We start from the raw sequence: 26,832 nt of genomic DNA on the forward strand, positions 1-26,832 counted from the left end.
GTGAAGTCGCCCTTGAGCGGATGGGGCGTCGACGGATAAGGCGTCAGCGGATGGGGCGGGCGTTGAAGCGGTCCTGGTTGGCCTTGCGCGTTTTCTTGCCCTGACCACCGTGCGCCTCGGTGCGGATAGGGCGGGTGTTGTGATTGCGACCTTGCTGCTGACCCTCGGCGCCGGTGGCGTCGCCCTCGTCAGCATATTCCGCCACCTCGCCCGCCGCCGGGGCCGCCAGGGTCGAATCGGCCACGTCGTGCGCGGTGTAGGACTTGGGTTCGGGGTGAACGGCTCGGTTCTGCTCGCGCGCCTGATCGTTCGGCGCAGACGGATCGTTCACTGCGTTCTGGGACGTGGCGTTGGAAGAGGTGGTGTTCTGATGCGGCATGGCCGATCTCCCTTGCACTTCTGACCAAAACCAAGGGCGACGAACGGTCGTTCCGTCGCCGGGCCTGGGAGTTCAGAAAAAAGGGGAGATGGTACGCCCCCTCGGGCTCGAACCGAGGACCCTCTGATTAAAAGTAAGACGAAGTATTGATTTCATTGGGTTTCAGGGCTTTTCAGGTAATTTGATAAATACCTGTTTATATTTGATTTTCCCGCTCAGTACCGTCCAACGCTTTCCATGTAGTCTCTGCTTTTTGTGCCCCATATGTGCCCCAAAATGCTTTGGGGCACAGACAAATCTGGCATACTTGCCTCATGCCCAAGGTCCGCCTGACAGACAAATACGTTGCGTCCATCGCCGCCCCGTCGGGGATGCGGCTCGACATCTTCGACGAGAACCCACTCGGCGCGGGCCTCATGCTGCGAGTTAGCGAAACCGGGCGGAAGTCCTGGACGCTCCGCTACCGGACCGAAGACGGCGACCAGCGCCGCCTCGGCCTCGGCATCTATCCCGCTGTTTCACTGGCCGACGCTCGAAAGCGATGCGCCCAAGCCCGCCTCCAGGCCTCGGATGGCGCCGATCCCTCTGGTGAGAAGCGTCGAAAGAAGGTCGAGCGCCGCTCGCAGACCATCAAGACATTCCAGGATCTCAGCGTCGCCTATTTCGCAGCCACTGAACGCGGAGAATGGAAGCCACGCGGAAAACGCAAGCGGGAGTCCACGATCGCCGGCGAGCAATGGCTTTGGACGAAGCATATCGAACCGACTCTTGGGGCGCTTCGACTTGAGGACGTGACCCCGGCGGCCATTAAGACGCTCCTGCGGAGACTGATCGCGAAGGGCCAGGACACGAGCTCTAATCGCGTCCGCGCACAGATCCGTCAGATGTTCAATTATGCGATTCTGGAGGCCGAGGCGGTCACAGTGAATCCCGTCGCCAAGGTTCCGCCGTTGGGAGACGAGTCGCCCCGTGACCGCGTACTGCGCGACGAAGAGATCGGCGCGATTTGGCGAGGCTTGGACGACCCAACGGTCCTGACGTGCGCGAAGAGCGCACGACGCAAGAACCAGCGCGTTTACGTCAGCCGCCCCGTCGGCATTGCGATCAAGCTGCTGCTCCTCACCTTGCAGCGCCGCCATGAGGTCGCAAATATGACGCGAGCGGAGGTCGACCTCGAACAAGCTGTCTGGACGATACCGGCCTCGCGAACCAAGAACGGCCGAGCTACGCATGTGCCGCTGTCACCGTGCGCCTTGGCCCTCATTCGGGAGGCGATGGCGCTCGTCAACGAACCCACGCCGTTCGTCTTTCCCGCACGGTGGGACCGCAGCAAATCGCTGACTCCAGCTGCGTTGAGTCGCGCCCTGCGGGATGTACGAAGCGCCCTCTCGTTGCCAACGCTTACCCCGCACGACCTGAGACGTACGGCGGCGAGTAATATGGCGAGTGAACGTCTTCGGATTTCACCTTTCGTCATCGGACGAATTCTCAATCACACGAGCGAGAAAGGCGGCGCTGCTGCGGTCACACTTTCGACCTACGCCCTTTACGACTTCATGGCGGAGAAGCGTTCAGCGCTTATCGCATGGGACCGCCTGCTCGCCTCTATCCTGACAGCGTGCGCAGAGGCTGCTTAGCCCTTCACCCGAGCGAGCGCCTGTCGACCCGCAGGCGCAGATCGGTCTTCGCAACGAGCCTTACACCCTGATCCTCGAAACCACTTTCGAGACCTGGCCCGGCGTGGCGGCCTTGTTCGGCGTGATACCGCCGCGCGCGCGGATCTGGTCCGGCTGGTCGGGGGTCGGGCCCGAAGCAAACAAGGGCGCTGTCTTCCTCACGCTGGCCAAGCGGGTGGATATCACGCCCGAGCAGGTCGCCCAACGACGACATGATATTCAAAAAAGCGGCTTCTCCATCGCCATGGGCAACGCAAGCGACGCGGTCAAAGCGAACGACCGTCATGACCGACAGCAACGAAGACGACGGGTTCGCCAAGGCGGCACCGTCCGTCCCGGCAGGCAATCCCAGATTGTAGTTTAGCCGCTCTGCTTGGACCTCTCAGCCATGACCCCGAAAGTCATTGCATTCACGCCCCCGCCCGACGGCAGGTTCCACTGACATCAAGAAATTTCCTGGGAACCGTTTGAGCCGCGCCAGCCTTCTTTTGACGCAAATCGGAGAGGATCTGTCCATGAAACTACTGCTCCCGGCTCTCGTCACGACAGCTTTACTTCTGACGGCATGCAGCGACCACAAAAAGGCCGATGAAGGCCGCGTCGAAGGTCCGGCAGTGGCCCCATCCGAAAGCCCGCGAAATCCTGCGGTCGACACCGGCGGCACAGAACCTCTGACTCCCGGAGCGAACTCCTTCACTGAAGCCCAGGCGCGATCGGCGATCGAGAAGAAAGGCTACACCGCGATTGGTCCCCTGAGCCAGGACACCCAGGGCATCTGGAGCGCAACGGCCACCAAGAACGGCGCTAAGACCAAGGTGTCGGTCGATTACAAGGGCGAAGTCGTCGCTGGCTGACCCCCAGGCCTTTCCCCACTCTTTTGAAGGAGCTCTTCATGGCTACTGTCACGCGACTTTTTGATCATCATGCCGAGGCGCTTGACGCCGTGGCTGAACTCGAGGCGGCGGGGTTTGACCACTCCTCCATAAGCATCGTGTCAAACAACGCCGACAACTGGCATTCCGGCCATGACCGCATCGACGGGGCGGATGGCGCCTTGGGCGATCGGAACGGCGCCGGGGAGAACGATGTCGCCCACGGAGCCGGCAAGGGCGCGGCGACTGGCGGCGCAATCGGCGCGGGAGCGGGCATCCTGGCTGGGCTGGGCATGCTGGCTATTCCTGGCCTTGGCCCTGTCGTTGCCGCGGGCTGGCTGGCGTCAGCAGCCCTGGGCGCGGTCGTTGGCGGTGCAGCGGGCGGCGCCACGGGTGGCCTGCTCGGCGCACTCAAAGAGGCTGGACATAATGACGAGGAAGCCAATGTATACGCAGAAGGGGTTCGCCGTGGCGGCACCCTGGTGAGCGTCAAAACGACCGATGCTGATCGCGCCCGGGTCGAAACCATTCTCCAGGGCCGCCGGGGGTTCGATGCGGCTACGCGAGGCGAGGCCTATCGCCAGAGCGGCTGGACAACCTTTGATCCTCGATCCGATCCCTACTCCATCGACCAGATCAACGAAGAACGCTCGCGATATCGCTGAGCCTTGCCAGGAGCCCTCGCCAAGCCGGCGGGGGCTTTATTCTGCTCGCCCTGGTTTCCGCCTGCGCCGATCAACCACTTTCGCCGATGTAGCCATGTCGCTCGAAAGATCCGATTGTCGCCTTTCCTCTTCTAGCCCAGGCGAGCCTCAAGCGCCTGCGTCACGGCCAGTCGTTGGAAGAGGCATGGCTCCCGAGTTTTTTGATCGTCCCGCAGAAACCGTCGCCCGCGAACTGATCGGCGCGACCATAATGGTCGATGGTGTGGGCGGCCGCATCGTCGAGACGGAAGCTTATGACGCGGGTGACCCGGCTTCCCACAGCTTTCGAGGGCCGACCGCGCGCAACGCGCCAATGTTCGGACCGCCCGGCCGGGCCTACGTTTATCGGGTTTACGGCCTGCACTGGTGCTTCAACATCGTCTGCGATGCGTCGAATGCGGGCAGCGCTGTCCTGGTTCGCGCTCTCGAACCGACTGTGGGCATTGAAACCATGCGCGCGCGCCGCGGTGTTGCGACCGCCCGCGATCTCTGCTCCGGCCCCGGGAAACTCTGTCAGGCTCTTGCGATCGACAGCGGTCTGAACGGCGCGTCCGTCCTCGAGACGCCGATGGCGATGTCCATGGCGCCCTCCGCCCCTGCGATCACCCGGGGCAGGCGGATCGGAATCAGCGTCGGCCTTGCTACGCCCTGGCGGTTCGCCGAAGCCGGATCCCGCTTTTTCCGCGCCATGGAGGGTGAGACCGCATGAGCGAAATAATGGCAGCCAGGCCCATGGAAGCTCAGCCGGCAAGGGCGCTGCCGAAGGGGCCAGGCTGGTGGTACGAACCCAAATGGGACGGTTTCCGGTGCCTGGCCTTCAAGGCGGACGATCGGGTGGAACTGCTGGCAAAATCCGGCAAGTCGCTGAACCGGTTCTTCCCCGAGGTTGTGGAGCGTCTCAGAGCCGTGCCCGAGGCCCGGTTCGGACTCGACGGCGAACTGCTGGCGCAGGCCGGCGACGACTGGTCCTTTGAAGTTCTGCAGGCGCGTTTGCATCCTGCAGCGTCGCGTGTTCGCCGCCTCGCTGTCGAAACACCGGCCGCCTTAGCCGTCTTCGACATGCTGGTCGATACCGACGGCGCTGACCTTCGAAAAGAGCCGCTGAGCTACCGTCATGCGCGGCTGGAGGCGTTCACCGAGATCCACGGCGACGTCGGGCTGACGCTCAGTCCGGGAACGGCCGATCCGATCCAGGCTCAGGCCTGGCTCGATGGCGCCCTGCTGGAAGGCGTCGTCGCCAAAAGGCTGGACGGCCCCTACGCCGAGGGCGAGCGGGCGATGGTGAAGATCAAGCGGCTACGGTCGGCCGACTGCGTCGTCGGCGGCTTCCGCTACGCCAGGAGCGGCCGCGTCGCAGGTTCCCTGCTTCTTGGACTTTACGACGACGCGGGTCGCCTTAACCATGTCGGGTTCACCTCAGGTTTCGCCGGCGTCGACAGGGCGGAACTGACCCATCGACTAGAGGCGCTCAGAGGGGGAACAGGCTTCACCGGACGGACGCCAGGGGGGCCGAGCCGCTGGTCCGAAGGCCAGTCCGCCGAATGGGAACCGCTGCGGCCCGAAATGGTCGTGGAGGTGTCGTTCGACTATGTAACGGACGAGCGCTTCCGTCATGGGACAGGATTGCTGCGCTTCAGACCTGACAAGGCGGCGGAGCAGTGTCGGATGGAGCAACTGAAGTCGTGAGCGCAAAAACACTTCGCCGCCGCTCGCGCAGCATCCCCCAACGTCTTCCCGGGAGATCGCGTCCGGCGATTTGCTTGCGGTGGCCGGGAAAGGAACAACGACGCCATTGGCGACGACCGGGGCGGCAGCCCGAGATGGAGTGCGAAAGCTACGAACTCGAGCGCATCTGCGGCGCCGCTTGGATCAACGCCCCTATAACCATATTGTCCTTTTCGTTGGAGGAAGCATGGCTGGCGGATGGACCCGAGACGGCGCCGTTCTGGACCAAATTCATGACACGGTCGTCGACGGGGTACTCACGGCTCGCGCTCGAATCCCGACAGGTCCTGGATCGGCGGAGTGCGTCGAATGCGGTGAGGCCATTACCGAAGCCCGGCGCCTGGCTATGCCAGGCGTTAGGACGTGTGTTCCGTGTCAATCCGGTCGCGATGGCCGGATAGTCATAGGCGGCATCAACCGCCGGGGCAGCAAAGACAGCCAACTCCGTTAAGGCTCGCACTGATCGCAAAGTTCGCACGGCGGCGCTGACGGCGCAGAACGAATGAGGGCGGCTCCATGGATGCGCCGCTGCAGGCGAGGTCTCCAGATCGATGTGGACGCCGCCTGGCGCGGCGATCATCCAGCGCCTGCCTTCCTCGGCAAGGCAACGGCCATCGACCATGAACAAGGGCAGGTTCCGAAACTCCAAGGCGTAGAGTTCCGAACGCGGCCGATCGATCATCACCGCATGGATGGATGTGGCGCCCTCACGGGCATCGTCATCCAGAAAGCCTGTCGACGCCAACTCCCTCGGCTTCACCTCCGTGATGGATCGGGCGTAAAGCCCGATCATTGCGGTCAGAGCTTCTCTCGAGCCGCTTCCAGATCGCGGACAAGCCGGGCCTGTGCGTCGCCGAAACGCTGCTGCTCTTCATCTTGCCGCCCCTCAAGGGCCTTCATGTCGCGCTCCAGGTCGCCCATGGCTTCGGCATGCGACCGCTTGAGGTCCTGCAACTGGCCTTCCAGGATTTCGACCCGGCGCCTCTGAGCGGCGGTCGGTCCGGCCGGGATATTCTTCTTTTCGGGGCGAGGTTCAGCCTGCCCGACGTCGACGACCAGACCGCGCTCCATGACCTGGCCTGGAGCGGCGCGTGCTGCCTCAGCGTCCTCGCTGTCCGGCGCCTCTCGAGCCAGACCCGAGGCGAAGATATCCTGCTGGATGCCCCACGCCGCCAGGGCCTTGGGCCGCGAGGAGGCCGCCACGGTGAAGCGGTGAAAGCCGTCCGACCATTCAAAGATCTTCAGCCTCAGGGCCATGCTTTGACCTAGGCGGATATAGCCTTCTGGATCTCCTGCGCCTTTTGCAAATGGGCCTCGATCTTAGGAAGGACGCTACGCGCATGCTCGGCGAGCACCGGGGCGTCGGTGTTGTCCGAGAAGCCGCGATGCAGGGTCAGGGCCTCCTGGTGAGCGGCCACCTGCTGATCGATATAGACCCTGTCGAAATCGGCTGCGGCGGCGGACTGGAGATTGTCCAGAAGCCCCTTGCGGCGCTGGTCGAGCTCCGTAGGGAGGGCGACGCCCGGCGCGGCCGTCGGCGCTGCCGCCTTCAAGGCGTTACTGGCGGCGGTGTGATCGGTCTTGATCATCTGCGCGAGCGCTTTGACATCGGCGCGAGCGCCGCGCTCGAGCGCAATATTCGCCGCCTGGATTTCATACATGTCTCCCATGGCGGCCGCCGGCACATAGGCGCTCACGAGGTTGCTTCCCAGGGTGGCTGCAGAGGTCTGGCCGACCGGCGCCGATATCGCGTCCTGGGTTTTGTCTACGGCCTTGTTTCCTCCTTGAGGGCTGCAGGCGGCAAGGAACGCAGCCGCAGCAGCGGCGAAGAGGGCGTCACGCTTCATCTCGGTTCTCCCGTTTGTGTGATTACAGAAGCGCGCGGGCGGCAATGGGGTTTCCCTTTTGCGGCCCTTTCCCGCCAAATTCCTGGCGGCTCCAAAACGCTTCAAGTCGCCTCGATGCGTTCGAACCCCGCCATCAAGCCCGGCGCACGACTTCCCGGGGCGGCTCGGCCGGCCGCCCAAAGGCGTCGAATTCCGACGGGCGCGCCTGGGTTCGCTTCAAAAGTCTTGGCCAGCCCCCGCATCGGCTTCTGGGAGCCTGACGGTTCGGGAGCGATACCGCGACCGCGACGTTGCCCCACAACAAAATGCGGAGAAGACCATGCAGATATTGCGCGACAACGGGCTGACCATCGTTCTCATGCTGCTCTTCGCAGCCAGCATACTGGGTCATGCCCTGGCGGGGTGGCGCGTCGGTATTTCGGATGCGCTCAGTCATGGTCAAGATGCATCCACGCTCACCGCCTACGTGGTCAGTCCGCAGTTCCTCTCGAGCGTCTTTGAGAACTGGGAGAGTGAATTCCTCCAGATGGCCGCCTATGTCGTCCTCACCGCCCTTCTCATCCAGCGCGGATCCTCCGAGTCCCGGAATCCGGATGCGCCGCCGCGCGACGACAATCTGGAGCGTAAGGCCCGCGACGCCTCCGCGCCTTCCGCCCTACGCTGGGGGGCCTTCTCGCGTGCCGTCTATTCGCGGTCGCTGGGCCTGACGCTCGCTCTCCTGTTCGTCATGTCCTTCGTCATCCACTGGACCCAGAGCGCCCGGGTCGCCGCAGAAGAAGCGGTTCTGCATGGCGAAATCCCACAAGGCGTCGTCGCCTATCTGGGCGATCCCCAGCTCTGGTTCGAATCCTTCCAGAACTGGCAGAGCGAATTCCTTTCCACCGCAGTGCTGGTGGTCTTGTCCATCTACCTGCGGCAGCGGGAATCGCCGGAATCCAAGCCTGTCGATGCGCCTCACCGCCAGACAGGTGAGTAGTCCCCTCGCCTACCCGGGACATTGTGTGACCTTCGGGCGGCCCACAGCCGCGGCACGTACAGGCGTAACGGCGGGCCGTGGCGGGCTACGAAGAGGTGGGGCGGTCGCAAAGGCGAACGGTCATGCCCGACGGCAAGCTAAGCGTTCCGCTTTGAGGGGCTTCTTTAAGGAGGAACGACCCGGACGCCGCCGCTACGGGCTGGCAATCCGGGCCGTGTGCACCTTTGGACGGAGAGGGTGCACCGAGTTAGCGCCGGGACCTGGATATGGTTCCTCCTACGGTCCTAGAGGACGTGCTGGCTGCACATCGATGCGCCGCGGGAAAATCTGTCGCATTGCGCTTGCGGCAGCAGTCGGGGGCGCGGGGAGACCAAGGCTGGAGGGATTGCTCCTACGCTATTGGACTTCGACATCGCGGAACCGACGTCCTACGGCGTACGTTGCTGGACGCGTGGCCGCGGGGGGAAGTCAGTTGAAATCGAGACCGCAGATGGCCAAGAGCCCGACGGACGATCGATATCGTCTCCTCATCGAATCCATCACCGACTATGCGATCTACATGCTGGATACGGATGGGCGCATCACCAGCTGGAACCCCGGAGCGCGGCGATTCAAGGGTTATGAGGCAGACGAAATCATCGGCGAGAACTTTGCGCGATTCTACACAGGAGAAGACCGCGCGAGAGACCTGCCCCGGAAGGCCCTGGCCCGCGCCGTCGAAGAGGGACGCTTCGAGGCCGAGGGTTGGCGGATTCGCAAGGACGGCACACGTCTGTGGGCCCATGTCGTCATCGACCCTGTGCGAAGCCCCGAAGGAGAGCTCCTTGGCTTCGCCAAGATCACCCGCGATCTAACGGAACGGATGCAGGCGCAGGAGGCCCTCCGCAAGACCCAGGAGCAACTCCGGATGCTCGTCCAGGGCGTCACCGATTACGCGATCTACATGCTGGGCCGGCAAGGCGAAATCATGAGCTGGAACGCCGGCGCCGAACGGATCAAGGGGTATCGGCCCGAGGAGATCATCGGCGATCATTTTTCGCGTTTCTACACGCCCGAGGATCAGGCTGGAGGCGCGCCACGACGAAACCTGGAAATCGCGGCCTCCGAAGGTCGTTTCGAGACCGAAGGATGGCGGGTCCGAAATGGGGGCGACCGGTTCTGGGCCCATGTCGTGATCGACGCCATACGGAACGAGCAGAACGACGTCATTGGTTTCGCCAAGGTCACGCGCGACATCACGGCCCGATTGGAACAGGAACGGGAGCTCGCGGCCACGCGCGAAGCCCTGTTTCAGTCACAGAAGATCGAGGCGGTGGGCCAACTTACCGGCGGCGTCGCTCATGACTTCAATAATCTCCTCGCGGCGATTCTCGGCAGCCTGGAACTGGTTCGCAAACGAATCTCCGACGATCCGCGCGTCACCCCGCTTCTCGAGAACGCCATCAAGGCTGCTGAGCGGGGAACCGCCCTCACGGAGCGCATGCTGGCCTTTGCGCGCAAGCAGGAGCTCAAGATCGAAACCGTCGACCTGCCCGACCTTGTCGGGGGAATGCTGGAGTTTCTCCAGCGCACCATCGGCGGTCCGATCGAGGTGGGCCTATCATTGCCGCCCGATCTTCCGCCCGTCCTGACCGACCCCTGCCAACTGGAGGCCGCGATTCTGAATCTAGCGGTGAACGCCAGGGATGCCATGCCGGGCGGGGGAAAAGTGACCGTCTCGGCCCGGCGCGAGCATGCCGCCCGCGCGACTTCCGGCCTCGCCGCCGGGGATTACGTGGTGCTGAGCGTGGCGGACAACGGCGCGGGCATGGCCCCCGAGACGCTCGCCCGGGCCACTGAGCCATTTTTCACCACCAAGGGCGTCGGCAAGGGGACCGGACTGGGTCTGTCGATGGTCCATGGTCTCGCGGCTCAGGCGGGCGGCGCCGTCGTCCTTGAAAGCAAGCTGGATCGGGGAACGACCGTGCATCTCTGGCTGCCCGTCGCCGACAGCGAGCAGCAGCGCCGGGGCCATGTCGTTCGTTCCCCTGAGTCCGCGACCGTCTCCACGGGAAGGACGACCATTCTCGTGGTGGACGATGATGATCTGGTGCTCGTCAACACGACCGCGATGCTCGATGATCTCGGGCACGCCGTTATTGCAGCCAGGTCCGGGGCGGAGGCGCTGCGCGCGCTTGGGAATCGTCCCGACATCGACCTGATCGTAACCGACGAAATGATGCCCGGTATGACGGGGTCCGAACTCGCAGCCGCCGTGCGGCAGCGACGACCGGACCTGCCGGTCCTTCTAGCCACGGGTTATGCGGATCTCGACCCGGACAGCAGCGCTCTCAGAGTCAGCCTGCCCCGGCTTTCCAAGCCCTTTTCCCAGGCTCAGCTCGCCAAGGCGGTTGCGGCGACCATGGCCTAGACCTGGGACGCAGCGCCTCGGCAAAGAACGGCGACCCGCACGCGGGTCGCCGCAGTCGTCCTTGCGCCTTCTCAGTTAACGGCGGTGTTCCCAGCCACGCCGGGACGCTTCCGCATGCCCACGGGAGTCCCCGAACCATCCCCCATGGCCCTGATCAGAGGGACCCGAGGAACGATTGTCATCGTAATGTTCGTTCCTCCCGCGGCTTTCCCAACCGCGTCGCGCAGCTTCTGCATGACCCCGGGAATCGCCATACCAACCCCGTCCGTCGCCGTCGTCTCCGGAACGGGAGCGATTCATGTCATCATCTCGTTCGCGACTGCGGTATGAGCGATCATCGTCATGGCTCATGAATCGGCCGTGATCATCCCTCTCACGATCAGACATCTCCCGGGAGGAGCGGCCGACGTCGTCGTCCCGCGATGACCTGCCCCTTTCATCCCAGCCGCGGCGAGCGGCCTCAGCGTGGCCGCGAGAATCTCCGTACCATCCGCGGCGCCCGTCACCACCGACCTCCTGCCTTCCCGAAGCCCGGTAGTCATCGTCACGGCTCATGTAGCGGCCCTCGTCGTCGCGACGCCGGTCGTCAGACCCCATGTAATCACGCCGGTCATCCTCGTAGCTGCGGCTCTCGCCGCGGCTTCGCGCCGCCATGGAATGGCCCTCGGGGTCGCCAAACCAACCGCTCCGCCCGCGGCCTTCGCGACGATCGTCGTCCTCTCTCGAGCCGCCCCCGCGAGATCCGGCTGAAGAATAGCCGCCTCGCGAACCGCGATCGTCGTCATCGCCGATGAAACGGCCGCGTTCGTCGCGCTCGGGACCTTGATGTCTAGCCATGTCAAACTCCTCGCCTGATGAATCTGTATTTTGAAGTTGCTGGAACGACACGGGCCGGGTTGGACGAAGAGGTCCGCCCTGCTCATCAAGCCGACGCCGTCTCTTCTGGATACGTCGACCCAGCTCGGCGGTGTCGACGCCGGCTGCCTGCGCCTTGGCGAAGATGCCGGTTCCGGCGGCCTCCTCCTCGGCGACATGGTGTTTGATCTGCTCCGACAACACCTTGACCTGGGCATCGCGAAAACCGTCATCCGGCCGCCCGTCAAGAAGCTCTATGATCAGAAGCTTGGCGCTGTCATGCTCCACCTGGGCTTCGTCCAGGGGCTCGTCGTCGGAGGCGGCCGCCCTGCGGCAAGCGGGGTAGAAGATCTCTTCTTCCAGAATGGTATGAGTAATCAGATCCCTGCAAATCTGGCTGACCAGTTCTTGCTTGCGCGGAGGGGAGGCCGTTTCGTATTCCGCAAAGAGACCTTCCACCCGGCGGTGATCAGATTTGAGCAACGCAATGGCGTCGGTGGAATCTGCGCCGTTCCCCCTCCCCTTGCTCAAGGTTTTTCCTCCCGCCTTGGACGGACTGGCTGGCTTGCCAACGGATGACGTGGCTCCACCCGGAGCCTCGTCTTCCCTTCCCCCCGCCTGGAGTTGCTTTCCCGCAGCCGCCGTGAGCTCCGTCGATGATGTCTGAGTCACGCCTAATCCAGCGTGCTCGTCCGCGTTCTGCATGATCGTCACCTGCTGTTCGATTGAGACAGAGGGATAATCGGCTCGTGGCCTGAGAGTTTCAGCGTCGCGGTTGAGATACGGCACAACGACACTGCACGACGCCAGCGTCGCCATATTCATTGGCTCTGGCTGCCGCGGCCCCGGGCCTATCGCTGCGGGCGTCCCTGTGCCCGGCTGGCGAAGGATTCGTTCTCAATGGTCCAGCGCGCCCTGTCTGATCCGCCCCATTGTGAAGGGGTCCTCCAGCAAGGCGGCCACTTCACGGGAAAAGGCCAACTGCGCCTCGGCTTCATCAGCAATGATGCGTCCAGGCGCGGCTCGACCACTCGACAATTTAAACCAGACTTCTCTTCGCTGTCTGGCCCCCAGGTGCTCGATCCGCTCCAGCTTAAAGCCAGCCTGCGCCCGGATCAGCTTCTTCATCGTCGACATGAGCGCCTCCTGACGAAGGGGATTCAGGTCGGGTCAGCATCTTTGGTTCCGCAAGGCACCAGGCTTGGCGTCGGCTGGATGGACGATCCTTCGTTCAACTGTCGGACTCGACCTGGACCGGAGCGATGTGCCCCTCGCGTTTATCAATCAGCCGATTCCGGCCCCGCCGGTGACGCCCCAGACCTCGCCGGTGACGAAGCTTGCTTCCTGTGACGCCAGCAGAACATAGACCGGGGCGATCTCGACCGGCTGGCCAGGGCGGCCGAAGGCGCTGTGGGCGCCGAATTTCTCGACCTTTTCCTGGGGCTGGCCGCCGCTGGGCTGCAGCGCGGTCCAGAACGGGCCGGGGGCGACGGCGTTCACGCGCACGCCCTTCTCAATCATCTGCTTGGCCAGCGCCTTGGTGTAAGCGACGATTCCGGCCTTGGTCGTGGCGTAGTCCAGAAGGATGTCAGACGGCTCATAGGCCTGGATCGATGCGGTGGTGATGACGGCTCCGCCAGGCGGCAGATGAGGCGCGGCCGCCTGACAAAGCCAGTGCAGAGCGTAGAGGTTGCTCTTGAGCGTCGCGTCGAAATCGTCCGTCGAAACATGGGATATGTCCTCGCGGAACTGCTGATGCCCAGCGTTCACGACCAGGATGTCCAGCCCGCCGAAAGCGTCGAGCACTCGGTTCACCATCGTCGCGTTCCAACCTTCGTCGCAGATGTCGCCGGGCAGGGCCAGGGCTTTCACCCCTGCCTTCTCGAGCAGAGCGATGACATCCTTCGCGTCGACTTCTTCCGAGGGCATGTAGCCAATAGCCACATCGGCGCCTTCGCGGGCATAGGCGATGGCCGTGGCGCGACCGATGCCGGAATCCCCGCCGGTGATCAGGGCCTTTCGCCCCTTCAACCGTCCTGAGCCCTGGTAGCTATCCTCGCCGTGATCGGGCTTGGGCTCCATCTGGGATGCCAGGCCAGGGGCGGGCTGCGGCTGGCCGGGAAATGGCGGCTGCGGATACTGATGACGCGGATCCTGCATCTTCAAGCGGTCGGGCATGGCCAAATCTCTGAACATTGAACGGACCCTGCGCTAAGTCGTTTGGAAGGCGGCGCGTTCCGCGCTCGAGTTGGCGCGAGCCTCTTGAGCTGCCGTTCCTCTCGGGTGGGTCCTTCGTCTCTGCCGCTCCATCCCAAGGGACCTGCCGTCGAGGTATGCACAAGCCCGGGGTCTCTGCCGGGTCTTCAGCGAAAGAGGATTAAGGAGTTGGCTGGCCGGCGCAGGGGTCCGCTCCAGAGGGCAACCTTTCCGCGCCGCCACCGTTCCTCAATCTGGGATCAGACACCGGCTTAGGCTTGGTCCGGGACTGATCGTCGCGTCGAGCAAAAAGGCTCCGCCTTCGAGGCCCGTTCCGGTTTTGCCCGGAGCGGGCTTTCGTCGCTTCAACAGCTGCCTGGCGGGCCGCTAGGATGTCCCCGAGGGATAAACCGGCCCCCAAAACAAAGCAGGCCATTCCGCCTCGGAGCGGGTCCTTCTGATGGAGGAGCCGAAAGAGCCGCACTTCACGCATGAACGGCCTTGGCGGGGCTTAGACGAGAGGCGCCGGCCACGGGCGCGATCCGCCTTGGAAAGGCGGGCCCGCCATCTGCACATGGATTCCAGATTTGCCGAGCCTGCTTCTTAGTCTCGATAATGTGAACCTCGGTGTGGGGCGCGAGGGGTCACGTAGTCATCTCAGGCCGTCCTCGGCCAAGGTATAGGCGACGATGGCATTGGCGTGTCCGTGCCCCAGATCATGATCATTCTTCAGCATCGCCACCAGTTCCATGTGCTTGGCAGGATAGGCGTTGCGGACAATTTCCTGCCAATCAGAGATCGGACGTCCATACTTCTTCTCGATGGACGGAAAGTAGGACGCAGGTCCCACCACTAGATTATCGGCCACGGGGAACTCCTGAGGTTCAGGGGTGAATTGGTGCAGCTTAGGTCACAGACATCGTGCAGGAAATGCACGCGAGGTTCGTCTCGCCGACGTTGCGGTAGTTGCCATGACCAGCATCATGAGCCCCTTTCGCTCGCCTGATCAGGTTGAGCATCCGCTCGATCACTGTATCCGCACCTTTGTCGTCGCCAGACGCAACGCCCCCGGCTTGTGGTTCAGGACCAGAACACAAGCATTCGCTGGACTAGGTAAATTGAAGGTGGATGCTCCACGTTGCGGCCATCTGAGCGCGCGCCGATCGGTTGTCATCGCGCAACCGCAGCACTTCCCTCTGGGTCTCGCATACGCGGATTGTCTGCCTGATCCGCTCCCCCAGCGCTGAGTGGCGTGAGGCCAGTGTTTCGAGGATCGCCTGGGGTCCTGTGTCGACCATGGGGCATAGCGTTCAACCGCATCATCACTCCGAAGCGTTTGCATATGAGCTGGCCTGCGCGGAAATGACGATCGTCGCCCTCGTCCATGGCGTCGCCTTATCGGGGCTGCAGACCTGGTCAGCCCCGCTCACACCCGACGCCATCTCCGTCGCGGTCGAGGTGAGCGCCATAGCCGGGCTGGCCGCGCCTGATCGGAGCGGCCCCCGCCGCCCGGGCTTCGGCGCAGTTCGCATACGCGCCGCCGCCTCGCTTTGAGGGCGCACTTCCGATCAGGCCCTGAGGCCGTGCCGGAGCGGAGCTTCGCCGTCCGCCCCCATGACAGTGATAGTCGCCCGTCTTCCGGTTATTGTGGCAGCCATCGGCGTTGACGCCGCCGCTATGGGCCGAAACCGCAACCGGCAGAGCCAGGACTGCGGCCGACGCCGCGATGAGGGCGAGCTTCATGCTAGTGTCGACGGCCGCTATGGGCGCCGTACTGGCGAGCCCCTGATCGGTTTGCGTAGTGCCCGCCACGGTGCGACGAGCCCCGTCCGCCCCGATAGGACCCGCCATGCGACGACGAGTGACGGCTGCCGCTGTAGTGGGGACGGGAGCCCGACGAGCGGTGCGAGCCGGCGTAGCTCGCGGACGCCAGCGTCATGGCGGCGGCGGCGGCGAAAAGGCCGAGTGCTTTGAGCTTCATTTGCCCTCCCCAGGTGAACCAAGGAGTAAGCCCGCCGTAGTTGCGGAAGTCGAGTCATGCGGCATCCCTCCCCCCCTCCCCCTCCCATCATGGGACGGCAGGAGATGGGTCTGAACTTGGCCGACCTGGTGTGAGATGAACGAGCACCGCGACAAGGAGCCGACAGCGCGCGGATACCCGATCAAAAAAAGCCCCCCGCCGCCAAGGGCGAGAGGCCATAGTCAAGGAAGGGATCCAGAGCGCTTGTCGTCGGGCCGCCGCTACTCGCCCGTTACGACTCCACAATGGGAGAACGGCGTGTCAGGTTCCGCCCATGTGCAACAACTACCGCCTGCACGTCCCCGCCAAACAGCTCGCGGCGCCGTTTCGCGACGCCGGCCGGTCACTGGCCTTCTCCGGCGGCTTTCCGAACCTCGCGCCCGCCGACTACCATATCGGCGACAGCGCCCCTGTCGTCACCCTGGCCGACGGCTCGCCGCAACTGGCCATGACGCCCTGGGCCTGGAAGGGTCCTGCCGGAAAGCCGGTTTTCAACTTTCGATCTGACGGCCGCTCCTTCTCGAGCTCGACCCGCTGCCTGATCCCGGCCGACGGCTTCTACGAGTTCACGGAGCCCCGGGTACAGGGCAAGAAGACCAAATGGCTTTTCACCATGGCGGACCAGCCGTGGTTCTGGATCGCCGGCATCGTCAGGGAAGGCGCCTTCGCCATGCTGACGACGGCCCCGGGTCCGGACATTGCGCCCTTCCACGACCGGCAGATCGTCGTCTTGCCGCCCGGCGCCGGCGTCCACTGGCTCGACCTGACGGCGCCGGAAGAGCTGATCCTCACGCCTTCGCCGTCGGGCGCGCTCAACGTCGAAAGGGCATACCCGTGAAACCGCGCCGCGACCGCGCCGCCCGCGCCCTTTGCCGTCTCCATGACGTCCGGCGGACGCCTCCTCCGAGGGGAGACCGATGTGGATGTCCTACCTGCCGGAGGTCGACGCGGTCATGAGCGCCGCGCTGACGCCGGAGGAATGGGAACGCATCAGGGACGAGCCTTGAAGCAGCCTGTTGAGAACTGCCCGACGCCCTCGCCGCCTCCGTCAGGCAGCGGCGCCCTGGAGTTGAAGTCGGGAATGCCGCTGAGCTTTACCGGCCGGATCAGCTGGCTCGCGGGATTGGGTCTAGCCAGCGTCGCCGGCGGCCTCCTGGCGGCCGGTTATGCCCTGCATCCGTTGTGGTGGGCGCCGTGGCTTGCGCCAATCCCCCTGCTGATCGCTGCGGCGCAGTCCGCGCGCGCCAGCCGGATCGTCGGAGCCCTCGCCGGGGCGATCGCCGTCACCAGCGTGCTTTCCTACTATGTCGAGCAGACCGGCTGGGTCGGCGCCGCCGCGATCGCGGGCCTGCGCATCGGCGCCTGGATGCTGGCGACCCGGCTGACGATATCCGCCACGCGGCGGTTGCCGGTGTTTCTCGCAGGCATGGTCTTGCCCACTGCGGTCGCGGCGATGGAGATGGTGACGCTGATCGTCTCTCCCCATGGCGCCGCAGGCAGTCTCGCCTACAGTCAGATGGGGATGCCGGCCCTGGCCCAGGGCGGCGCAATCGGCGGCGTGCCAGCCGTCGTCTTTCTCATCTTGCTTCCGGGGTCGATGGCCGGCCTGATCCTCGCCTACCGGCCCGCCAGGGCGGAAGCCCTGCGCGCTGGCCTGGCGGCCGGTCTCGTTCTGTTTGCGGCGGCCCTCTTTTCAGCGGCCCGGTTGGGCGCTGCGCCTCTCGGCCCATCCGTCCCGATCGGGATCGTGGCCAGCAACCGGTTCGAAGGCATCCCGCACCGGTGGGACCTCGTCTGGGCGCTCTACGGTCCCGCCATTCCCGGCGCCGCGACGCCCGGCGGCGTGGTGGTCATTCCGGAGAAAATCGCCCTGCTCGACGCCGACCAGGCCGCACGGGCCGCCGCTCAGGTCTCGCATGCATCCGTGACCAGCGGGGCGACGATCATCGTCGGCATCGAGGTCAAGAACGGCCCGGTCTATCGCAATCGGGCGCTGGTCGCCTGGCCGGACGGCCGTACCGGCTGGTACGACAAGCAAAGGCTCGTGCCGGGGAGAGAGGATCGGGACCAGCCGGGCAAGACACCCCTGCGCTGGCCTCTCGCCGGCGGTGAGGTCGGCGTGGCCATCTGCAAGGACATGCACATCCCGTCCATCGGCGCTGCCTATGCCGGAGCAGGCCTCGTGGTGGTGCCGGCTTGGGATTTCGGCAACGACGGGGACATGGGCGCGCACATGACCGCCTTCCGCGGCATCGAGAACGGTTACGCCGTGGCGAGGAGCGCCCGAAACGGAAAGGTTGGCGTCTACGACCCTCAAGGGCGCGTCCTTGCAGAACGGGACGTCCGCGACGGGATTACGACCCTGCACAGCCAGATCGCCCTGGCTCCTGTCATGACGCCCTACCGGGTGATCGGCGATCTCTTCGGCTGGCTTTGCTTCATGGTGACGATTGGACTGCTTTTGTGGCCCCTGGGCCGCTGCATCAGCACGATGCGACCGCCAATGGCGCGCCAGCAGCTGCCGTCACCCCCGTGAGCCATGCCGGCCGCTTTCCGATGGCCCCGTAGAATGCAGCAGCAACCAGGACCACGCCGCCGGTGACCCAGGACTGAGGTCTTGTCCTGTCCAAGCGCCTCCCCCCTCCTCCAGACGTCACCGATCATTCGCTGCGCCCGACGGCCGTATCAGCGCGAACACCCCGGACATCCCCACGACCACGCCCGCCACGATCATCACGGCAGGGAACAGCGCGGGCGTCCGGCCTCCCGTGCCGACGAGAACGCCGCCTGCTGCTAGAGCCAGGCCGACCACGATCTGCGCATGGATTCCTTGATCAGAGAGGCGGTTGAGCCGCTTCATCCCGCGCCGACCTTTCGGCGCTTTATCCAGCGCCAACCAGCCAGGGCCGCCAATGGCGCCGCCACGGCCCAGCCCAGCCACCAGGGCGTGCCGGATCGCTCGGCCCACATGCCGATCAAACCGATAGCCAAGCCAGCCACGGCGCCGCCGGCGGCGGCGAGAAGCCGAACCCTCCACGGCGCCTTCAGGAACGACAGCATCGCCAGGGCGAAAATCGCGGGCTGGGCTGCCAGACGGTAGAACTCCAGCTCAGTCATCATCACTCCCCAAGGCTTGCCCCATGGCTGGCCACGCGTGGTCCGGAACGTCATCCAGTCGTCCTGGGCCGCCAGGCGACCAAAGCCGGCTGTTGATCGGCCGCGCTCCTGCGACGGGCAAACCCCCAGGCTGTGCGCTCGCGATGAGACCGGAGCGTGCATGGCTCAAGCTTCGTTACAGCAGGTCTTGGCGACGGAGCCAGGCGCGTAGGACCGCGACGGTCTCGTCAGGGCGGTCGACATGCAGACTGTGGGCAGCCCCGGGAACGACAGCGAACTCCGCCTCGGGTACGCGCTCGGCGAACAGGGCGGCGGTGGCAGGCCGGGCCTCGTCGTACTGGCCTACGAGGAACAAGGTGCGCGGCCCGTCCAGCCTCGCCAGCAGCGGTTCGCCGTCGTAGGCCTTCAGGGAGCCGGTGGCGGTGAACTCTGTGGATCCCCACATGGCCCGGGAAAGATCTTGATTGGAGCCGCGATTTCCGGGGCGACCTTGATAGGCGGTCAAGGCCTCCGGCGCGGGGCGGCGTTGTCCGAAGCGCCTGAGGAACTCCGTCTCAGCCGCGCTACAGCGATCAACCGGCGGCGGCGCTGGTGTTTCGCAGGCTGCGAGCTCGGTCTGAATGTCAGCCGGGAGGGTCCGACGCAGGGCGTTCGTGTCGCCCAGCCAGCTTCGCGTAGAGATCAACGGGCTGGCGAGGCACAACCCCGCCAACGCGGGGGGCTGGCGCGCGCCATACTCCAGCGCGACCGTACCGCCCCAGCTGTGACCCATCACGTGCCAGCGGGGCACGCCCAGCGCCTCCCTGATCGGTTCAAGTTCGTCGACAAAGCGATCGACGGTCCAGTTCGCCGGATCGTTCGGCCGGTCCGACCGGCCACTATCAAGCTGATCGTACAGGATCAGTCCTCGCTCGTTGATGAGCGGCAGGAGTTCGAGGTAGGAACCATGAGTGCCGCCCGGCCCGCCGTGAGCGACCACCAGTGGCGGATGGGGACCGTCTAAAGGTCCGTTTGTTCTGACGAATATCTGACCGCCACGGACCGGCACCATCAACTCCCGCTCGGGGTCGGGATAGGCCGCTGATCGCGCTAAAGTCGGCGGCGCCACAGCCAACGCTCCCGCGAACCCCAGGAGCGTGCGACGGCTCAGGTGCGTCATGTCGTGTCTCCCCGAAGTCGGTGCGACGGTTCGCCTGAGGACACGCCGCGTCTTTACGTCGTCCATCAGTGAGCCCCCTGCACCTTAGCAAGGTTGGCTCAATCAGCGCGGATGATCAAACTCAGCGCCTCACTGCGACCTACGACCTGCCCCCGCCAAGGCCATTTTTACACGGCCTCGGTCCAGTACGGCCCCCTGCCTGGCGCCGTAAAGCAGACATCGACCTCAACGGCCGGAAGCGGACGTTTAGAAGGTCGGGCTGGGGGACTGGAGGCCCATGCGCCCCTGGAATCCTGGCTGGTCGGCGCCGCCTCAGCCGAGGGTGAAATGACGCTAGGCCGGCCGCTGTCGCTTAGGGCCGACCGACGCTCTTGTCGCTGTTCAGCCAGGACGTCACTTCCGGCAGTTGATCGTGTTGGATCCGATGATCTAACGCCGCCTTGGAAGCGGCCTGTTCAACCTCGCCGAGCGGCGCGCCGGGATAGTTGGCGGTTACATAGGCCCGCAATAGATCGATCTGGCCCGGCCGGCGCGACTCGGCGGCCATGTTGGACAGCAGCGCGACCTGGAAGCCTTCCGGCGTGATTTCCTGGAACCTGGTCGCGTCGGCCATGGTCTTGTCCCAGAGCAGGTCGGAGTGGCGCCAAATGAGGTTCGCCACCATCAGAAAAGCGTCCTGAGCGGGAGTCTGGCTGTTGAAGGCCAGATCGATGGCGCGCTGGCCCAGCGCCGGATCCAGGGCCCTGGTCAGGGCGGTCTGATAGAGGCTCCGCTCCAACGGACTGGCGGCCGTTTGCGACCGCTGCAACAGATCATCGAATGTCGCGGCGTCAGCATGGGCTCCGACCACGCGGATCACCACGTTTCGCAAGCCCGCAGGGAGAGCGGACGGGTCGGCGTCGGCCGCCGCGTAGCGGCGTCTTGCCTCGGCGATGACCGCAGGATCGTCGAGCATGGACAAGACGCCAATGAGGCGTTCGCGCAATATGGCCGCATTGGCCGGCTCGCCCGGCTGAACCTCCCAGCTAATCTGAGCCAGCAAGGGCGACAGTCGGTCGCGTGCAAAGGCGTCGAACGCGGCCTCTCCGGCTTGACCGTCATAGAGGTCGGCCAAGGTGGCCAAGGTGCCGGCCGTCTCGTTCCAGATCATGGGGTCGGCGGTGTTTTCCAGCGACGCCGCCAGCGCCAGATAGTTCGAGGCGGGTGAATAGCCGGCCGCGCCCAGGGCCCAGGCGTCATTGAGCAAGCCGATCTGGTCGAGCCCGGAAAGTTCGCCGAACGCCGCCTCAAGCCTCGCCATCGCCTCGGCGGGATAGGCCGTGCGGAAGTAGCCGGTGCTTCCGGCGTTGACCTTCACGGGGCCGCATCCCGGGACCCGCACCTCGGCATGGCCGTTCTCGATCACCGCCCGGGCGACAACGTCGGAACCGACGGTCTGGATCATGACGGGCACGCGCCAGGTCTGGGGCGCTCTGGAGGATTCATCAGCCCCGAACCGGGACTGGGTCAGGGCGACCACCGATGTACCCGCGTCGCAGCGGATCGAGCCCACCGTGATCAACGGGACGCCCGCCTGGGTGGTGAAGTCGCGGGCGACGGCGGTCACAGGCGTGTCGGAATGGGCCTCCAGTGAACGCCACAGGTCTTCGGTGACGGTGTTGCCATAGGCGCTTTCGGCCATATAGGCGCGGATGCCGTCCCGGAAGGCCGCTTCACCTAGATAGGCCTCCAGCATCCGGATGACGGCCTGGCCCTTCTGGTAGGTGATCTGGTCAAAGGCGCTGTCGACCTCGCGGATCGTCGACAGGCGCTGGACGATGGGATGGGTGCCGGTCAGGGAGTCGAGCGCCATGGCCTGATCAACCGTCGACTGGGTCTGCAGCCAGATGTTCCAGTCCGGATTGAAGGCGTCGGTCGCCTTGTTCTTCATCCAGGAGGCAAAGCCCTCGTTCAGCCAGAGGTCGTCCCACCAGTCCATGGTCACCAGATTGCCGAACCACTGGTGCGAGACCTCGTGGGCGACGACGACATAGACATACTGCTTGTCGGCCTCGGTGGTCAGCGCGGGATCGACGAGCATGACGCGTTCAAAATAGAGGATGGCGCCCCAGTTCTCCATTGCGCCAAATGTGCCCGCACCGGGGGCGGCGATCTGATCCAGCTTCGGCAGCGGAAAGGCCGTGCCGAAATAATCGTTGTAGAAGGGCAGGATCTGGCCCAGCGCGCCCAGCGCGTATCGCCCCTGTTCGCCGACGCCGCGTCGGGTCACCGACCCGATCTCGACCCCCGCGACGGTCGTCGTAATGCGATCCATCTCGCCGACCCCGACGAACATCAGATAGGACGACATCTTCGGACTGGGCTGGAACGTCACGCGCTTCATTCCCGCGTCGCCCGGGGCCACGGACGCCACGGGCATATTGGACACGGCGTCCAGATCGTCCGGCACGACCAGGGCCAGTTCGAAGACCGCCTTCAGACCTGGTTCGTCCCAGATCGGAGCGAACTGCCGCGCATAGCCGGCTTCGAACTGGCTCATGAGCATGGTCTTGGCCACGCCGTCCATCTGGTAGCGGCTGACGAACAGGCCAGTGGCGCTTTCGTTGATCTTGCCGCCGTAGGCTACCTCAATGACATGATCTCCCGGCGCCAGCGGGCGATCGAACACGAAGCTGACGCGCTCCAGCGCGGGGTCCGTTTCGATCCGGGCGACGGCCCCGCCATCGACCAGGCCGGCCTTGATGAAGGTCAGGTCGACGGCGTTGACCGTGATCCTGTCGGTCGCCTGAAGCACCTGGAACGCAAGCCGGGCCTTTGCGGTAAAGGTCAGGGTGTCGAGGTTCGGCGACAGTTCGATGGCGTAGCGTTCGGGGCGGGCGTTCGCAGGAAGAACCTCCCGTTCGCGAGCGCCCACGATCTCCATCGCCCCTGCCGGCGCAGGAGCGGCTGACGCCGCGCCAGCCGAACCCATGGCCAGGGCCGCGGCGCACGTAAATGGAAGCCAACCACGCCGGATCATCGCATTCCCCCCGCAAGTCGGACACATCGCGCCGGTATCGGCGGTATGTCAAATTGGTTAAGAGGTCAGCACCGACGGCTCGCATGTCGTTTATCGTCTGTCGCCCTCCCTCCTCCATCCTGCATATCAGGCAGGTAGCCGATGGCGACATACTGCCCCAACGGACGGAACGGGGTTATTCGACATGCGCCCGCAGGCACAGTTGGATACACGCCGACGACGTCTCCTTGCAGGCTCGCCCCCAATGTCCCGTGATGGGCAGAGGGGCCCGCGGCCTACGGCAGAAATGCCAACTCCGGCTAAACGCGAAATATCGCGCGCATTAAAAGTGAATTTTTACTCGTTGAATAAGCGAAATATGATACGTCATTAAAAGCGAAATTATCTCCGCACGATTTATCGGTACAAATCGCTCTCCGACAGGATTCTCCAAACGCCATGGCCACCCCTCAGGAAAAGCTGGCCAATGCCCTTGAGGCGCTCCACGGGTTTCAGAAAGCCGGTCGCCAGGCCATCCGTTCGGACGCTCTAAGGGAAAAAGACCGCGCCCTGCTCGTCCGCAGCGGCTTCCTGCAGCCGGTCATCAAGGGCTGGTATATCGCAACCCGGCCCGACGCGAGCGTCGGAGAAAGCACCGCCTGGTACGCCTCCTACTGGGATTTCGTGCGGGACTATCTGACGGAACGGTTCGGCGAGGCCTGGTCGTTATCGCCCGAACAGTCCCTCCTGCTGCACGCCGGCCAGTGGACGGTGCCGCGGCAACTCCTGGTGCGCAGCCCCCAGGGCCGCGGACATCCCACCAGTTTCCTGCATGACACCTCGATCTACGACCTGCGGGTCGCACCTGCCGAGGGCCGTGATCAGGACGTGCTGAACGGTCTGCGCGTCTATCGCGCCGAGGCGGCCCTGGTGGCGGCCGCCCCTTCGGCCTTCGTAAACAGCCCCACCGAACTCCGGACCGTCCTGTCCATGCAGCGCGACGCCTCCGGCGTGCTGGAACGTCTGCTTGAGGGGGGAAGATCGGCTGTGGCCGGCCGGCTCGCGGGGGCGTTTCGCAACATCGGCCGCACCCGCGAGGCCGACGACATCCTCTCGGCCATGAAGGCCGCCGGCTACGACGTTCGCGAGCATGATCCGTTCGAAGCCCGACTGGAGCCCGTCGGACCTCGCCGCGAAACCTCCCCCCACGTCCAGCGCATCAGGATGATGTGGGAGACGATGCGTCGCGACATTCCGGCGGCCTTCCCGATCTCGCCCGGCCCGGTCGATACAGCTCGGATCGCAGCCTATCTCGACCATGTGGACGATCTCTACGAGACCGACGCCTATCATTCGCTGTCGATCGAAGGCTACCGGGTCAGCGCCGCCCTGATCCAGCGCGTCCGTTCAGGCGAGTGGAACCCCGACATCGATGCGGCGGACCGGGTGCATAGGGACGCCTTGGCCGCCCGGGGCTACTGGCAGGCCTTCCAGGCCGTCAAGACGAGCCTGGAGCGGGTGCTCAAGGGCGACAATCCAGGCGACGTCGCCGATCACGATCACGGAACCTGGTATCGGGAGCTTTTCACCCCCAGCGTCACTGCCGGTCTTGTCGGCGCCGCCAGTCTCGCAGGCTACCGCAGCGATCCGGTCTTCATCCGCCGATCCCGCCATACGCCGATGAACGCCGACGCAGTCCGGGACGTCATGCCGGTCCTTTTCGAACTGCTGGCGGCCGAACCTGACCCGGCAGTCCGCGTGGTCCTGGGCCATTTCATCTTCGTCTATGTCCATCCCTATATCGATGGAAACGGCCGCACCGGCCGCTTTCTGATGAATCTGATGCTGGCGGCCGGCGGATATCCATGGACGGTGATCCCTGTCCAGGAACGCGACCGCTATATGGCCGCTTTGGAAGAAGCGAGCGCCAACCAGAACATCGTCCCGTTCGCCGAATTCCTGGGGGATATGGTGGGGCGGGATGCGCCCGCCGCCGACCGACCGACCGGACGAACGGAGGGACGTCCTCCAGCCTTCCGCTCGGGGACATGAGGCGGATCACATGAGATCTGACAGGAAAGGCATGCTGTTGACCGATGAAACGACTGCGAAGGAGCGGCGCGACACGGAGCGTCTCGCGCTGGCGATCGTGGAAACCTGCGTCCGCAACACAGGCCTTGAGACCCTGCACGCCGGGACCTTCCCGCGCTCGGCAGCCGGAGACTACACCGACGTGACGGTCATGACGCCCTATGGAGAAATTCCCTGGACGGATGTCAGCCGTATCTCCGACGACGAGATGAAGGCCCTGATGATCGAGGTCGTTGATCGGGTTTTCACCTATCTGAGCTTCCCTGAAGAACTGGCGGGCGTACGGACAGCTACCGGCGCCTGGGATAGACCGCGCCTGAACACCGATCTGATGAAGACGGTCCGCCGTCGACTAGCCGGGCGCGACCTCGATGAGCCTGATCCGGACCCTGCCCAACAGGCAGAAACAATCTGATCGACGTGGACAGCGCGCGCCAAGTTTGTGTTTTGGCGGCGTCCACGGCTCCCTCCACGGGCCAGCAAGCGGACGCTCCTAAATTCCGTTAGGGGTGGCTAGCGGACATCGCTGCGCGTCGCGATAAGTCTCGCACCGTGTTCAATCGACGTTTTCCACATCATGCCCCAACCCACGGCGCCAACCACAAATGCAGCAAAGCCGAAGGCCGCACGCGAACCAAACGGCGGGCCAACAACGGCGCACCACCCTACTGCTCCAAGACCAGCTAGAAAGGTGAGTAGCCAAAGCGAATTTTGGACGAGGAAGGCCTTCCGTTCCTCTGCGGGCACGGAAGAAAAATCGACAGTAGCTTCACGTTGGGCTTTTCTAGCAGCCAACGTTAGCGGCGCAGAAATCAGCAGCGTCAAGGTCATGAGTACTCTGGCGTTCTCGCGTGGGAACACTATGGCGAGTGATAGGCCGACCACCATGCAAGCTGCGGTGAGCACTACGAAAAATAGAGACTTTCTGGTTTGGACCTTGATCAGCATGATCATGTCAGGGTGGCAGTGAGCTCAAGAGACCGCAACGGTTCGATCTGCGACATAGGCATCTGGCCCAAAACCGGACCTAGGCCAGACGGCGCGAAAGCGGACGCCCACAACTTCAGCTGGGGGTGGCTAGCGGACGTTTTGGCGTCAGCCGCTGATGAGCGGCTTGACTATCAGCAGGCGCTTCCATGCGGTCATGGATGCCATAGTCGCGCAAGACGCTGGCGATCCGCAGTCGGTAATCACGGAACACCCCAGCACGTCCATTGGCTTGAGCTGCGCGGTGGCGAGGACGCTCACGCCACGTCCTGACAGCCGTCTCGTCCCGAAAGAAGGACAACGAAAGCAGCTTGTCGGGCTCATTGAGGCTGCGAAACCGTTCTACGGAAATGAAGCCATCAATGGTTTCGAGTTCATCCCGTAAGGCCGTAGCCAGGTCGAGATATTGCTGCATCCGGCCTTCCGCAGGCCAGACCTCAAAAATGACCGCGATCATGGTGCAACCAGTGGTGCATGCGGCCCTGAGGCCAGGCGCAGGAACAAGCGGTCTTCCTTTTGGATAAACCGTTCCTGCTTTGCGAAGGCGTAGTTCTCCTGACCCAGGGGGTCATCGCGCAACCGCGCGCGGTAAGCCTCGTAGGCGGCAAGGCTCTCGATATTGTACACACCGTAGGCCGTGGTGGACGAGCCCTCGTGCGGCCCGAAATAGCCCACAAGATCAGCTCCACAGCGTGGAATCGCTTGGCCCCAATTGCGCGCATAGGTCTCGAAGGCGTCGATTTTGAACGGGTTGATTTCATAACGAATGAAGCAGGTGATCATGGGTTAGCGCCTCCGTACGCTCCCCATGAACCTATCT

28 protein-coding genes are annotated in these 26,832 nt (G+C 64.3%); 13 read left to right on the top strand and 15 right to left on the bottom strand.

The annotated features are described in order from the left end of the window. Positions 1-43: 43 nt before the first annotated feature. Positions 44-379: a hypothetical protein gene (locus tag AB4Y68_RS07015; protein WP_441454798.1), complete on the bottom strand. Its 336-nt coding sequence runs from the start codon at positions 377-379 to the stop codon at positions 44-46. 314 nt (positions 380-693) lie between these two features. Here AB4Y68_RS07015 and AB4Y68_RS07020 point away from each other — a divergent pair, with 314 nt between their 5' ends. From AB4Y68_RS07020 to AB4Y68_RS07050, 7 genes are all read left to right on the top strand, one after another. Beyond that, positions 694-2,016, top strand: coding sequence for a tyrosine-type recombinase/integrase (locus tag AB4Y68_RS07020; protein WP_441454799.1), 1,323 nt, complete (start codon positions 694-696; stop codon positions 2,014-2,016). A gap of 103 nt (positions 2,017-2,119) precedes the next feature. Then, positions 2,120-2,419: a hypothetical protein gene (locus AB4Y68_RS07025; RefSeq protein ID WP_441454800.1), complete on the top strand. Its 300-nt coding sequence runs from the start codon at positions 2,120-2,122 to the stop codon at positions 2,417-2,419. Between the two features lie 151 nt (positions 2,420-2,570). Continuing rightward, positions 2,571-2,909 carry a hypothetical protein gene (locus AB4Y68_RS07030; RefSeq protein ID WP_441454801.1) on the top strand — a complete coding sequence of 113 codons (339 nt, stop codon included), beginning with the start codon at positions 2,571-2,573 and terminating at the stop codon, positions 2,907-2,909. Between the two features lie 38 nt (positions 2,910-2,947). Further along, positions 2,948-3,592 (top strand): hypothetical protein, encoded by a 645-nt coding sequence (locus tag AB4Y68_RS07035; protein WP_441454802.1) that lies wholly within the window; start codon positions 2,948-2,950, stop codon positions 3,590-3,592. A 184-nt stretch (positions 3,593-3,776) separates the two neighbouring features. Continuing rightward, positions 3,777-4,340, top strand: coding sequence for a DNA-3-methyladenine glycosylase (locus tag AB4Y68_RS07040; RefSeq protein ID WP_441454803.1), 564 nt, complete (start codon positions 3,777-3,779; stop codon positions 4,338-4,340). Then, positions 4,337-5,317 (top strand): ATP-dependent DNA ligase, encoded by a 981-nt coding sequence (locus tag AB4Y68_RS07045; RefSeq protein ID WP_441454804.1) that lies wholly within the window; start codon positions 4,337-4,339, stop codon positions 5,315-5,317. The genes AB4Y68_RS07040 and AB4Y68_RS07045 overlap by 4 nt, the downstream gene beginning before the upstream one ends. Before the next feature lie 226 nt (positions 5,318-5,543). Beyond that, complete coding sequence (locus tag AB4Y68_RS07050) at positions 5,544-5,807, top strand: DksA/TraR family C4-type zinc finger protein (RefSeq protein ID WP_441454805.1); 264 nt, start codon at positions 5,544-5,546, stop codon at positions 5,805-5,807. A gap of 347 nt (positions 5,808-6,154) precedes the next feature. Here the strand turns inward: AB4Y68_RS07050 and AB4Y68_RS07055 are convergent, their stop codons facing one another. Continuing rightward, the gene (locus AB4Y68_RS07055; RefSeq protein ID WP_441454806.1) at positions 6,155-6,613 is read right to left on the bottom strand and encodes a hypothetical protein; all 459 of its coding nucleotides are present in this window, start codon (positions 6,611-6,613) and stop codon (positions 6,155-6,157) included. Between the two features lie 8 nt (positions 6,614-6,621). Beyond that, positions 6,622-7,203 (bottom strand): DUF4142 domain-containing protein, encoded by a 582-nt coding sequence (locus AB4Y68_RS07060; RefSeq protein ID WP_441454807.1) that lies wholly within the window; start codon positions 7,201-7,203, stop codon positions 6,622-6,624. 319 nt (positions 7,204-7,522) lie between these two features. On the opposite strand from AB4Y68_RS07060, the gene AB4Y68_RS07065 reads away from it, so the two are divergent. Together AB4Y68_RS07065 and AB4Y68_RS07070 are read left to right on the top strand one after the other, a co-directional pair. Beyond that, positions 7,523-8,179, top strand: a complete 657-nt coding sequence (locus AB4Y68_RS07065) for a DUF6766 family protein (protein WP_441454808.1) — start codon at positions 7,523-7,525, stop codon at positions 8,177-8,179. Positions 8,180-8,669: 490 nt separating this feature from the next. Continuing rightward, positions 8,670-10,589 (top strand): PAS domain S-box protein, encoded by a 1,920-nt coding sequence (locus AB4Y68_RS07070; protein ID WP_441454809.1) that lies wholly within the window; start codon positions 8,670-8,672, stop codon positions 10,587-10,589. A gap of 75 nt (positions 10,590-10,664) precedes the next feature. On the opposite strand, the gene AB4Y68_RS07075 is transcribed toward AB4Y68_RS07070, so the two are convergent. From AB4Y68_RS07075 to AB4Y68_RS07095, 5 genes are all read right to left on the bottom strand, one after another. After that, the gene (locus AB4Y68_RS07075) at positions 10,665-12,263 is read right to left on the bottom strand and encodes a hemerythrin domain-containing protein (RefSeq protein ID WP_441454810.1); all 1,599 of its coding nucleotides are present in this window, start codon (positions 12,261-12,263) and stop codon (positions 10,665-10,667) included. A gap of 78 nt (positions 12,264-12,341) precedes the next feature. After that, positions 12,342-12,581: a hypothetical protein gene (locus tag AB4Y68_RS07080; protein ID WP_441454811.1), complete on the bottom strand. Its 240-nt coding sequence runs from the start codon at positions 12,579-12,581 to the stop codon at positions 12,342-12,344. A 147-nt stretch (positions 12,582-12,728) separates the two neighbouring features. After that, positions 12,729-13,622: an SDR family oxidoreductase gene (locus AB4Y68_RS07085; RefSeq protein WP_441454812.1), complete on the bottom strand. Its 894-nt coding sequence runs from the start codon at positions 13,620-13,622 to the stop codon at positions 12,729-12,731. A gap of 670 nt (positions 13,623-14,292) precedes the next feature. Then, positions 14,293-14,508, bottom strand: coding sequence for a DUF4287 domain-containing protein (locus tag AB4Y68_RS07090; RefSeq protein WP_441454813.1), 216 nt, complete (start codon positions 14,506-14,508; stop codon positions 14,293-14,295). Positions 14,509-15,056: 548 nt separating this feature from the next. Beyond that, a complete protein-coding gene (locus AB4Y68_RS07095) occupies positions 15,057-15,491 on the bottom strand; it encodes an excalibur calcium-binding domain-containing protein (protein WP_441454814.1) in 435 nt (144 codons plus the stop codon). 443 nt (positions 15,492-15,934) lie between these two features. Here AB4Y68_RS07095 and AB4Y68_RS07100 point away from each other — a divergent pair, with 443 nt between their 5' ends. Together AB4Y68_RS07100 and AB4Y68_RS07105 are read left to right on the top strand one after the other, a co-directional pair. Continuing rightward, positions 15,935-16,498, top strand: coding sequence for an SOS response-associated peptidase family protein (locus AB4Y68_RS07100; protein WP_441454815.1), 564 nt, complete (start codon positions 15,935-15,937; stop codon positions 16,496-16,498). Between the two features lie 165 nt (positions 16,499-16,663). Next, a complete protein-coding gene (locus tag AB4Y68_RS07105; RefSeq protein WP_441454816.1) occupies positions 16,664-18,196 on the top strand; it encodes a nitrilase-related carbon-nitrogen hydrolase in 1,533 nt (510 codons plus the stop codon). A 117-nt stretch (positions 18,197-18,313) separates the two neighbouring features. On the opposite strand, the gene AB4Y68_RS07110 is transcribed toward AB4Y68_RS07105, so the two are convergent. The 4 genes from AB4Y68_RS07110 to AB4Y68_RS07125 all read right to left on the bottom strand — a co-directional run bounded on the left by AB4Y68_RS07110 (position 18,314) and on the right by AB4Y68_RS07125 (position 22,850). Beyond that, positions 18,314-18,520, bottom strand: coding sequence for a hypothetical protein (locus tag AB4Y68_RS07110; RefSeq protein ID WP_441454817.1), 207 nt, complete (start codon positions 18,518-18,520; stop codon positions 18,314-18,316). Continuing rightward, positions 18,517-18,777 carry a hypothetical protein gene (locus AB4Y68_RS07115; protein ID WP_441454818.1) on the bottom strand — a complete coding sequence of 87 codons (261 nt, stop codon included), beginning with the start codon at positions 18,775-18,777 and terminating at the stop codon, positions 18,517-18,519. The genes AB4Y68_RS07110 and AB4Y68_RS07115 overlap by 4 nt, the downstream gene beginning before the upstream one ends. 175 nt (positions 18,778-18,952) lie before the next feature. Further along, on the bottom strand, positions 18,953-19,936 hold the full coding sequence (locus tag AB4Y68_RS07120; RefSeq protein WP_441454819.1) for a proline iminopeptidase-family hydrolase: 984 nt from the start codon (positions 19,934-19,936) through the stop codon (positions 18,953-18,955). Positions 19,937-20,288: 352 nt separating this feature from the next. Then, a complete protein-coding gene (locus tag AB4Y68_RS07125) occupies positions 20,289-22,850 on the bottom strand; it encodes a M1 family metallopeptidase (RefSeq protein ID WP_441454820.1) in 2,562 nt (853 codons plus the stop codon). A 543-nt stretch (positions 22,851-23,393) separates the two neighbouring features. Here AB4Y68_RS07125 and AB4Y68_RS07130 point away from each other — a divergent pair. Together AB4Y68_RS07130 and AB4Y68_RS07135 are read left to right on the top strand one after the other, a co-directional pair. Then, positions 23,394-24,986 (top strand): Fic family protein, encoded by a 1,593-nt coding sequence (locus AB4Y68_RS07130; protein WP_441454821.1) that lies wholly within the window; start codon positions 23,394-23,396, stop codon positions 24,984-24,986. A gap of 31 nt (positions 24,987-25,017) precedes the next feature. Beyond that, a complete protein-coding gene (locus AB4Y68_RS07135) occupies positions 25,018-25,440 on the top strand; it encodes a hypothetical protein (protein ID WP_441454822.1) in 423 nt (140 codons plus the stop codon). A 98-nt stretch (positions 25,441-25,538) separates the two neighbouring features. On the opposite strand, the gene AB4Y68_RS07140 is transcribed toward AB4Y68_RS07135, so the two are convergent. The 3 genes from AB4Y68_RS07140 to AB4Y68_RS07150 all read right to left on the bottom strand — a co-directional run bounded on the left by AB4Y68_RS07140 (position 25,539) and on the right by AB4Y68_RS07150 (position 26,795). After that, positions 25,539-25,979, bottom strand: a complete 441-nt coding sequence (locus AB4Y68_RS07140) for a hypothetical protein (RefSeq protein ID WP_441454823.1) — start codon at positions 25,977-25,979, stop codon at positions 25,539-25,541. 109 nt (positions 25,980-26,088) lie between these two features. Then, complete coding sequence (locus AB4Y68_RS07145; protein WP_441454824.1) at positions 26,089-26,469, bottom strand: antibiotic biosynthesis monooxygenase family protein; 381 nt, start codon at positions 26,467-26,469, stop codon at positions 26,089-26,091. Continuing rightward, the gene (locus AB4Y68_RS07150) at positions 26,466-26,795 is read right to left on the bottom strand and encodes an NIPSNAP family protein (protein ID WP_441454825.1); all 330 of its coding nucleotides are present in this window, start codon (positions 26,793-26,795) and stop codon (positions 26,466-26,468) included. The genes AB4Y68_RS07145 and AB4Y68_RS07150 overlap by 4 nt, the downstream gene beginning before the upstream one ends. Positions 26,796-26,832 lie beyond the last annotated feature (37 nt).

The sequence above is a fragment of the Brevundimonas sp. 2YAF1 genome, from assembly GCF_052114745.1.
Classification (GTDB): Bacteria; Pseudomonadota; Alphaproteobacteria; order Caulobacterales; family Caulobacteraceae; genus Brevundimonas.

Bases quoted from the DNA above. Each gene is read 5' to 3' on its own strand.
- AB4Y68_RS07015 (WP_441454798.1), bottom strand. From the start codon at position 379: ATGCCGCATCAGAACACCACCTCTTCCAACGCCACGTCCCAGAACGCA.
- AB4Y68_RS07020 (WP_441454799.1), top strand. From the start codon at position 694: ATGCCCAAGGTCCGCCTGACAGACAAATACGTTGCGTCCATCGCCGCC.
- AB4Y68_RS07030 (WP_441454801.1), top strand. From the start codon at position 2,571: ATGAAACTACTGCTCCCGGCTCTCGTCACGACAGCTTTACTTCTGACG.
- AB4Y68_RS07035 (WP_441454802.1), top strand. From the start codon at position 2,948: ATGGCTACTGTCACGCGACTTTTTGATCATCATGCCGAGGCGCTTGAC.
- AB4Y68_RS07040 (WP_441454803.1), top strand. From the start codon at position 3,777: ATGGCTCCCGAGTTTTTTGATCGTCCCGCAGAAACCGTCGCCCGCGAA.
- AB4Y68_RS07045 (WP_441454804.1), top strand. From the start codon at position 4,337: ATGAGCGAAATAATGGCAGCCAGGCCCATGGAAGCTCAGCCGGCAAGG.
- AB4Y68_RS07050 (WP_441454805.1), top strand. From the start codon at position 5,544: ATGGCTGGCGGATGGACCCGAGACGGCGCCGTTCTGGACCAAATTCAT.
- AB4Y68_RS07055 (WP_441454806.1), bottom strand. From the start codon at position 6,613: ATGGCCCTGAGGCTGAAGATCTTTGAATGGTCGGACGGCTTTCACCGC.
- AB4Y68_RS07060 (WP_441454807.1), bottom strand. From the start codon at position 7,203: ATGAAGCGTGACGCCCTCTTCGCCGCTGCTGCGGCTGCGTTCCTTGCC.
- AB4Y68_RS07065 (WP_441454808.1), top strand. From the start codon at position 7,523: ATGCAGATATTGCGCGACAACGGGCTGACCATCGTTCTCATGCTGCTC.
- AB4Y68_RS07070 (WP_441454809.1), top strand. From the start codon at position 8,670: ATGGCCAAGAGCCCGACGGACGATCGATATCGTCTCCTCATCGAATCC.
- AB4Y68_RS07075 (WP_441454810.1), bottom strand. From the start codon at position 12,263: ATGGCGACGCTGGCGTCGTGCAGTGTCGTTGTGCCGTATCTCAACCGC.
- AB4Y68_RS07080 (WP_441454811.1), bottom strand. From the start codon at position 12,581: ATGTCGACGATGAAGAAGCTGATCCGGGCGCAGGCTGGCTTTAAGCTG.
- AB4Y68_RS07085 (WP_441454812.1), bottom strand. From the start codon at position 13,622: ATGCCCGACCGCTTGAAGATGCAGGATCCGCGTCATCAGTATCCGCAG.
- AB4Y68_RS07095 (WP_441454814.1), bottom strand. From the start codon at position 15,491: ATGGCGGGTCCTATCGGGGCGGACGGGGCTCGTCGCACCGTGGCGGGC.
- AB4Y68_RS07100 (WP_441454815.1), top strand. From the start codon at position 15,935: ATGTGCAACAACTACCGCCTGCACGTCCCCGCCAAACAGCTCGCGGCG.
- AB4Y68_RS07110 (WP_441454817.1), bottom strand. From the start codon at position 18,520: ATGAAGCGGCTCAACCGCCTCTCTGATCAAGGAATCCATGCGCAGATC.
- AB4Y68_RS07115 (WP_441454818.1), bottom strand. From the start codon at position 18,777: ATGACTGAGCTGGAGTTCTACCGTCTGGCAGCCCAGCCCGCGATTTTC.
- AB4Y68_RS07120 (WP_441454819.1), bottom strand. From the start codon at position 19,936: ATGACGCACCTGAGCCGTCGCACGCTCCTGGGGTTCGCGGGAGCGTTG.
- AB4Y68_RS07130 (WP_441454821.1), top strand. From the start codon at position 23,394: ATGGCCACCCCTCAGGAAAAGCTGGCCAATGCCCTTGAGGCGCTCCAC.
- AB4Y68_RS07135 (WP_441454822.1), top strand. From the start codon at position 25,018: ATGCTGTTGACCGATGAAACGACTGCGAAGGAGCGGCGCGACACGGAG.
- AB4Y68_RS07140 (WP_441454823.1), bottom strand. From the start codon at position 25,979: ATGATCATGCTGATCAAGGTCCAAACCAGAAAGTCTCTATTTTTCGTA.
- AB4Y68_RS07145 (WP_441454824.1), bottom strand. From the start codon at position 26,469: ATGATCGCGGTCATTTTTGAGGTCTGGCCTGCGGAAGGCCGGATGCAG.
- AB4Y68_RS07150 (WP_441454825.1), bottom strand. From the start codon at position 26,795: ATGATCACCTGCTTCATTCGTTATGAAATCAACCCGTTCAAAATCGAC.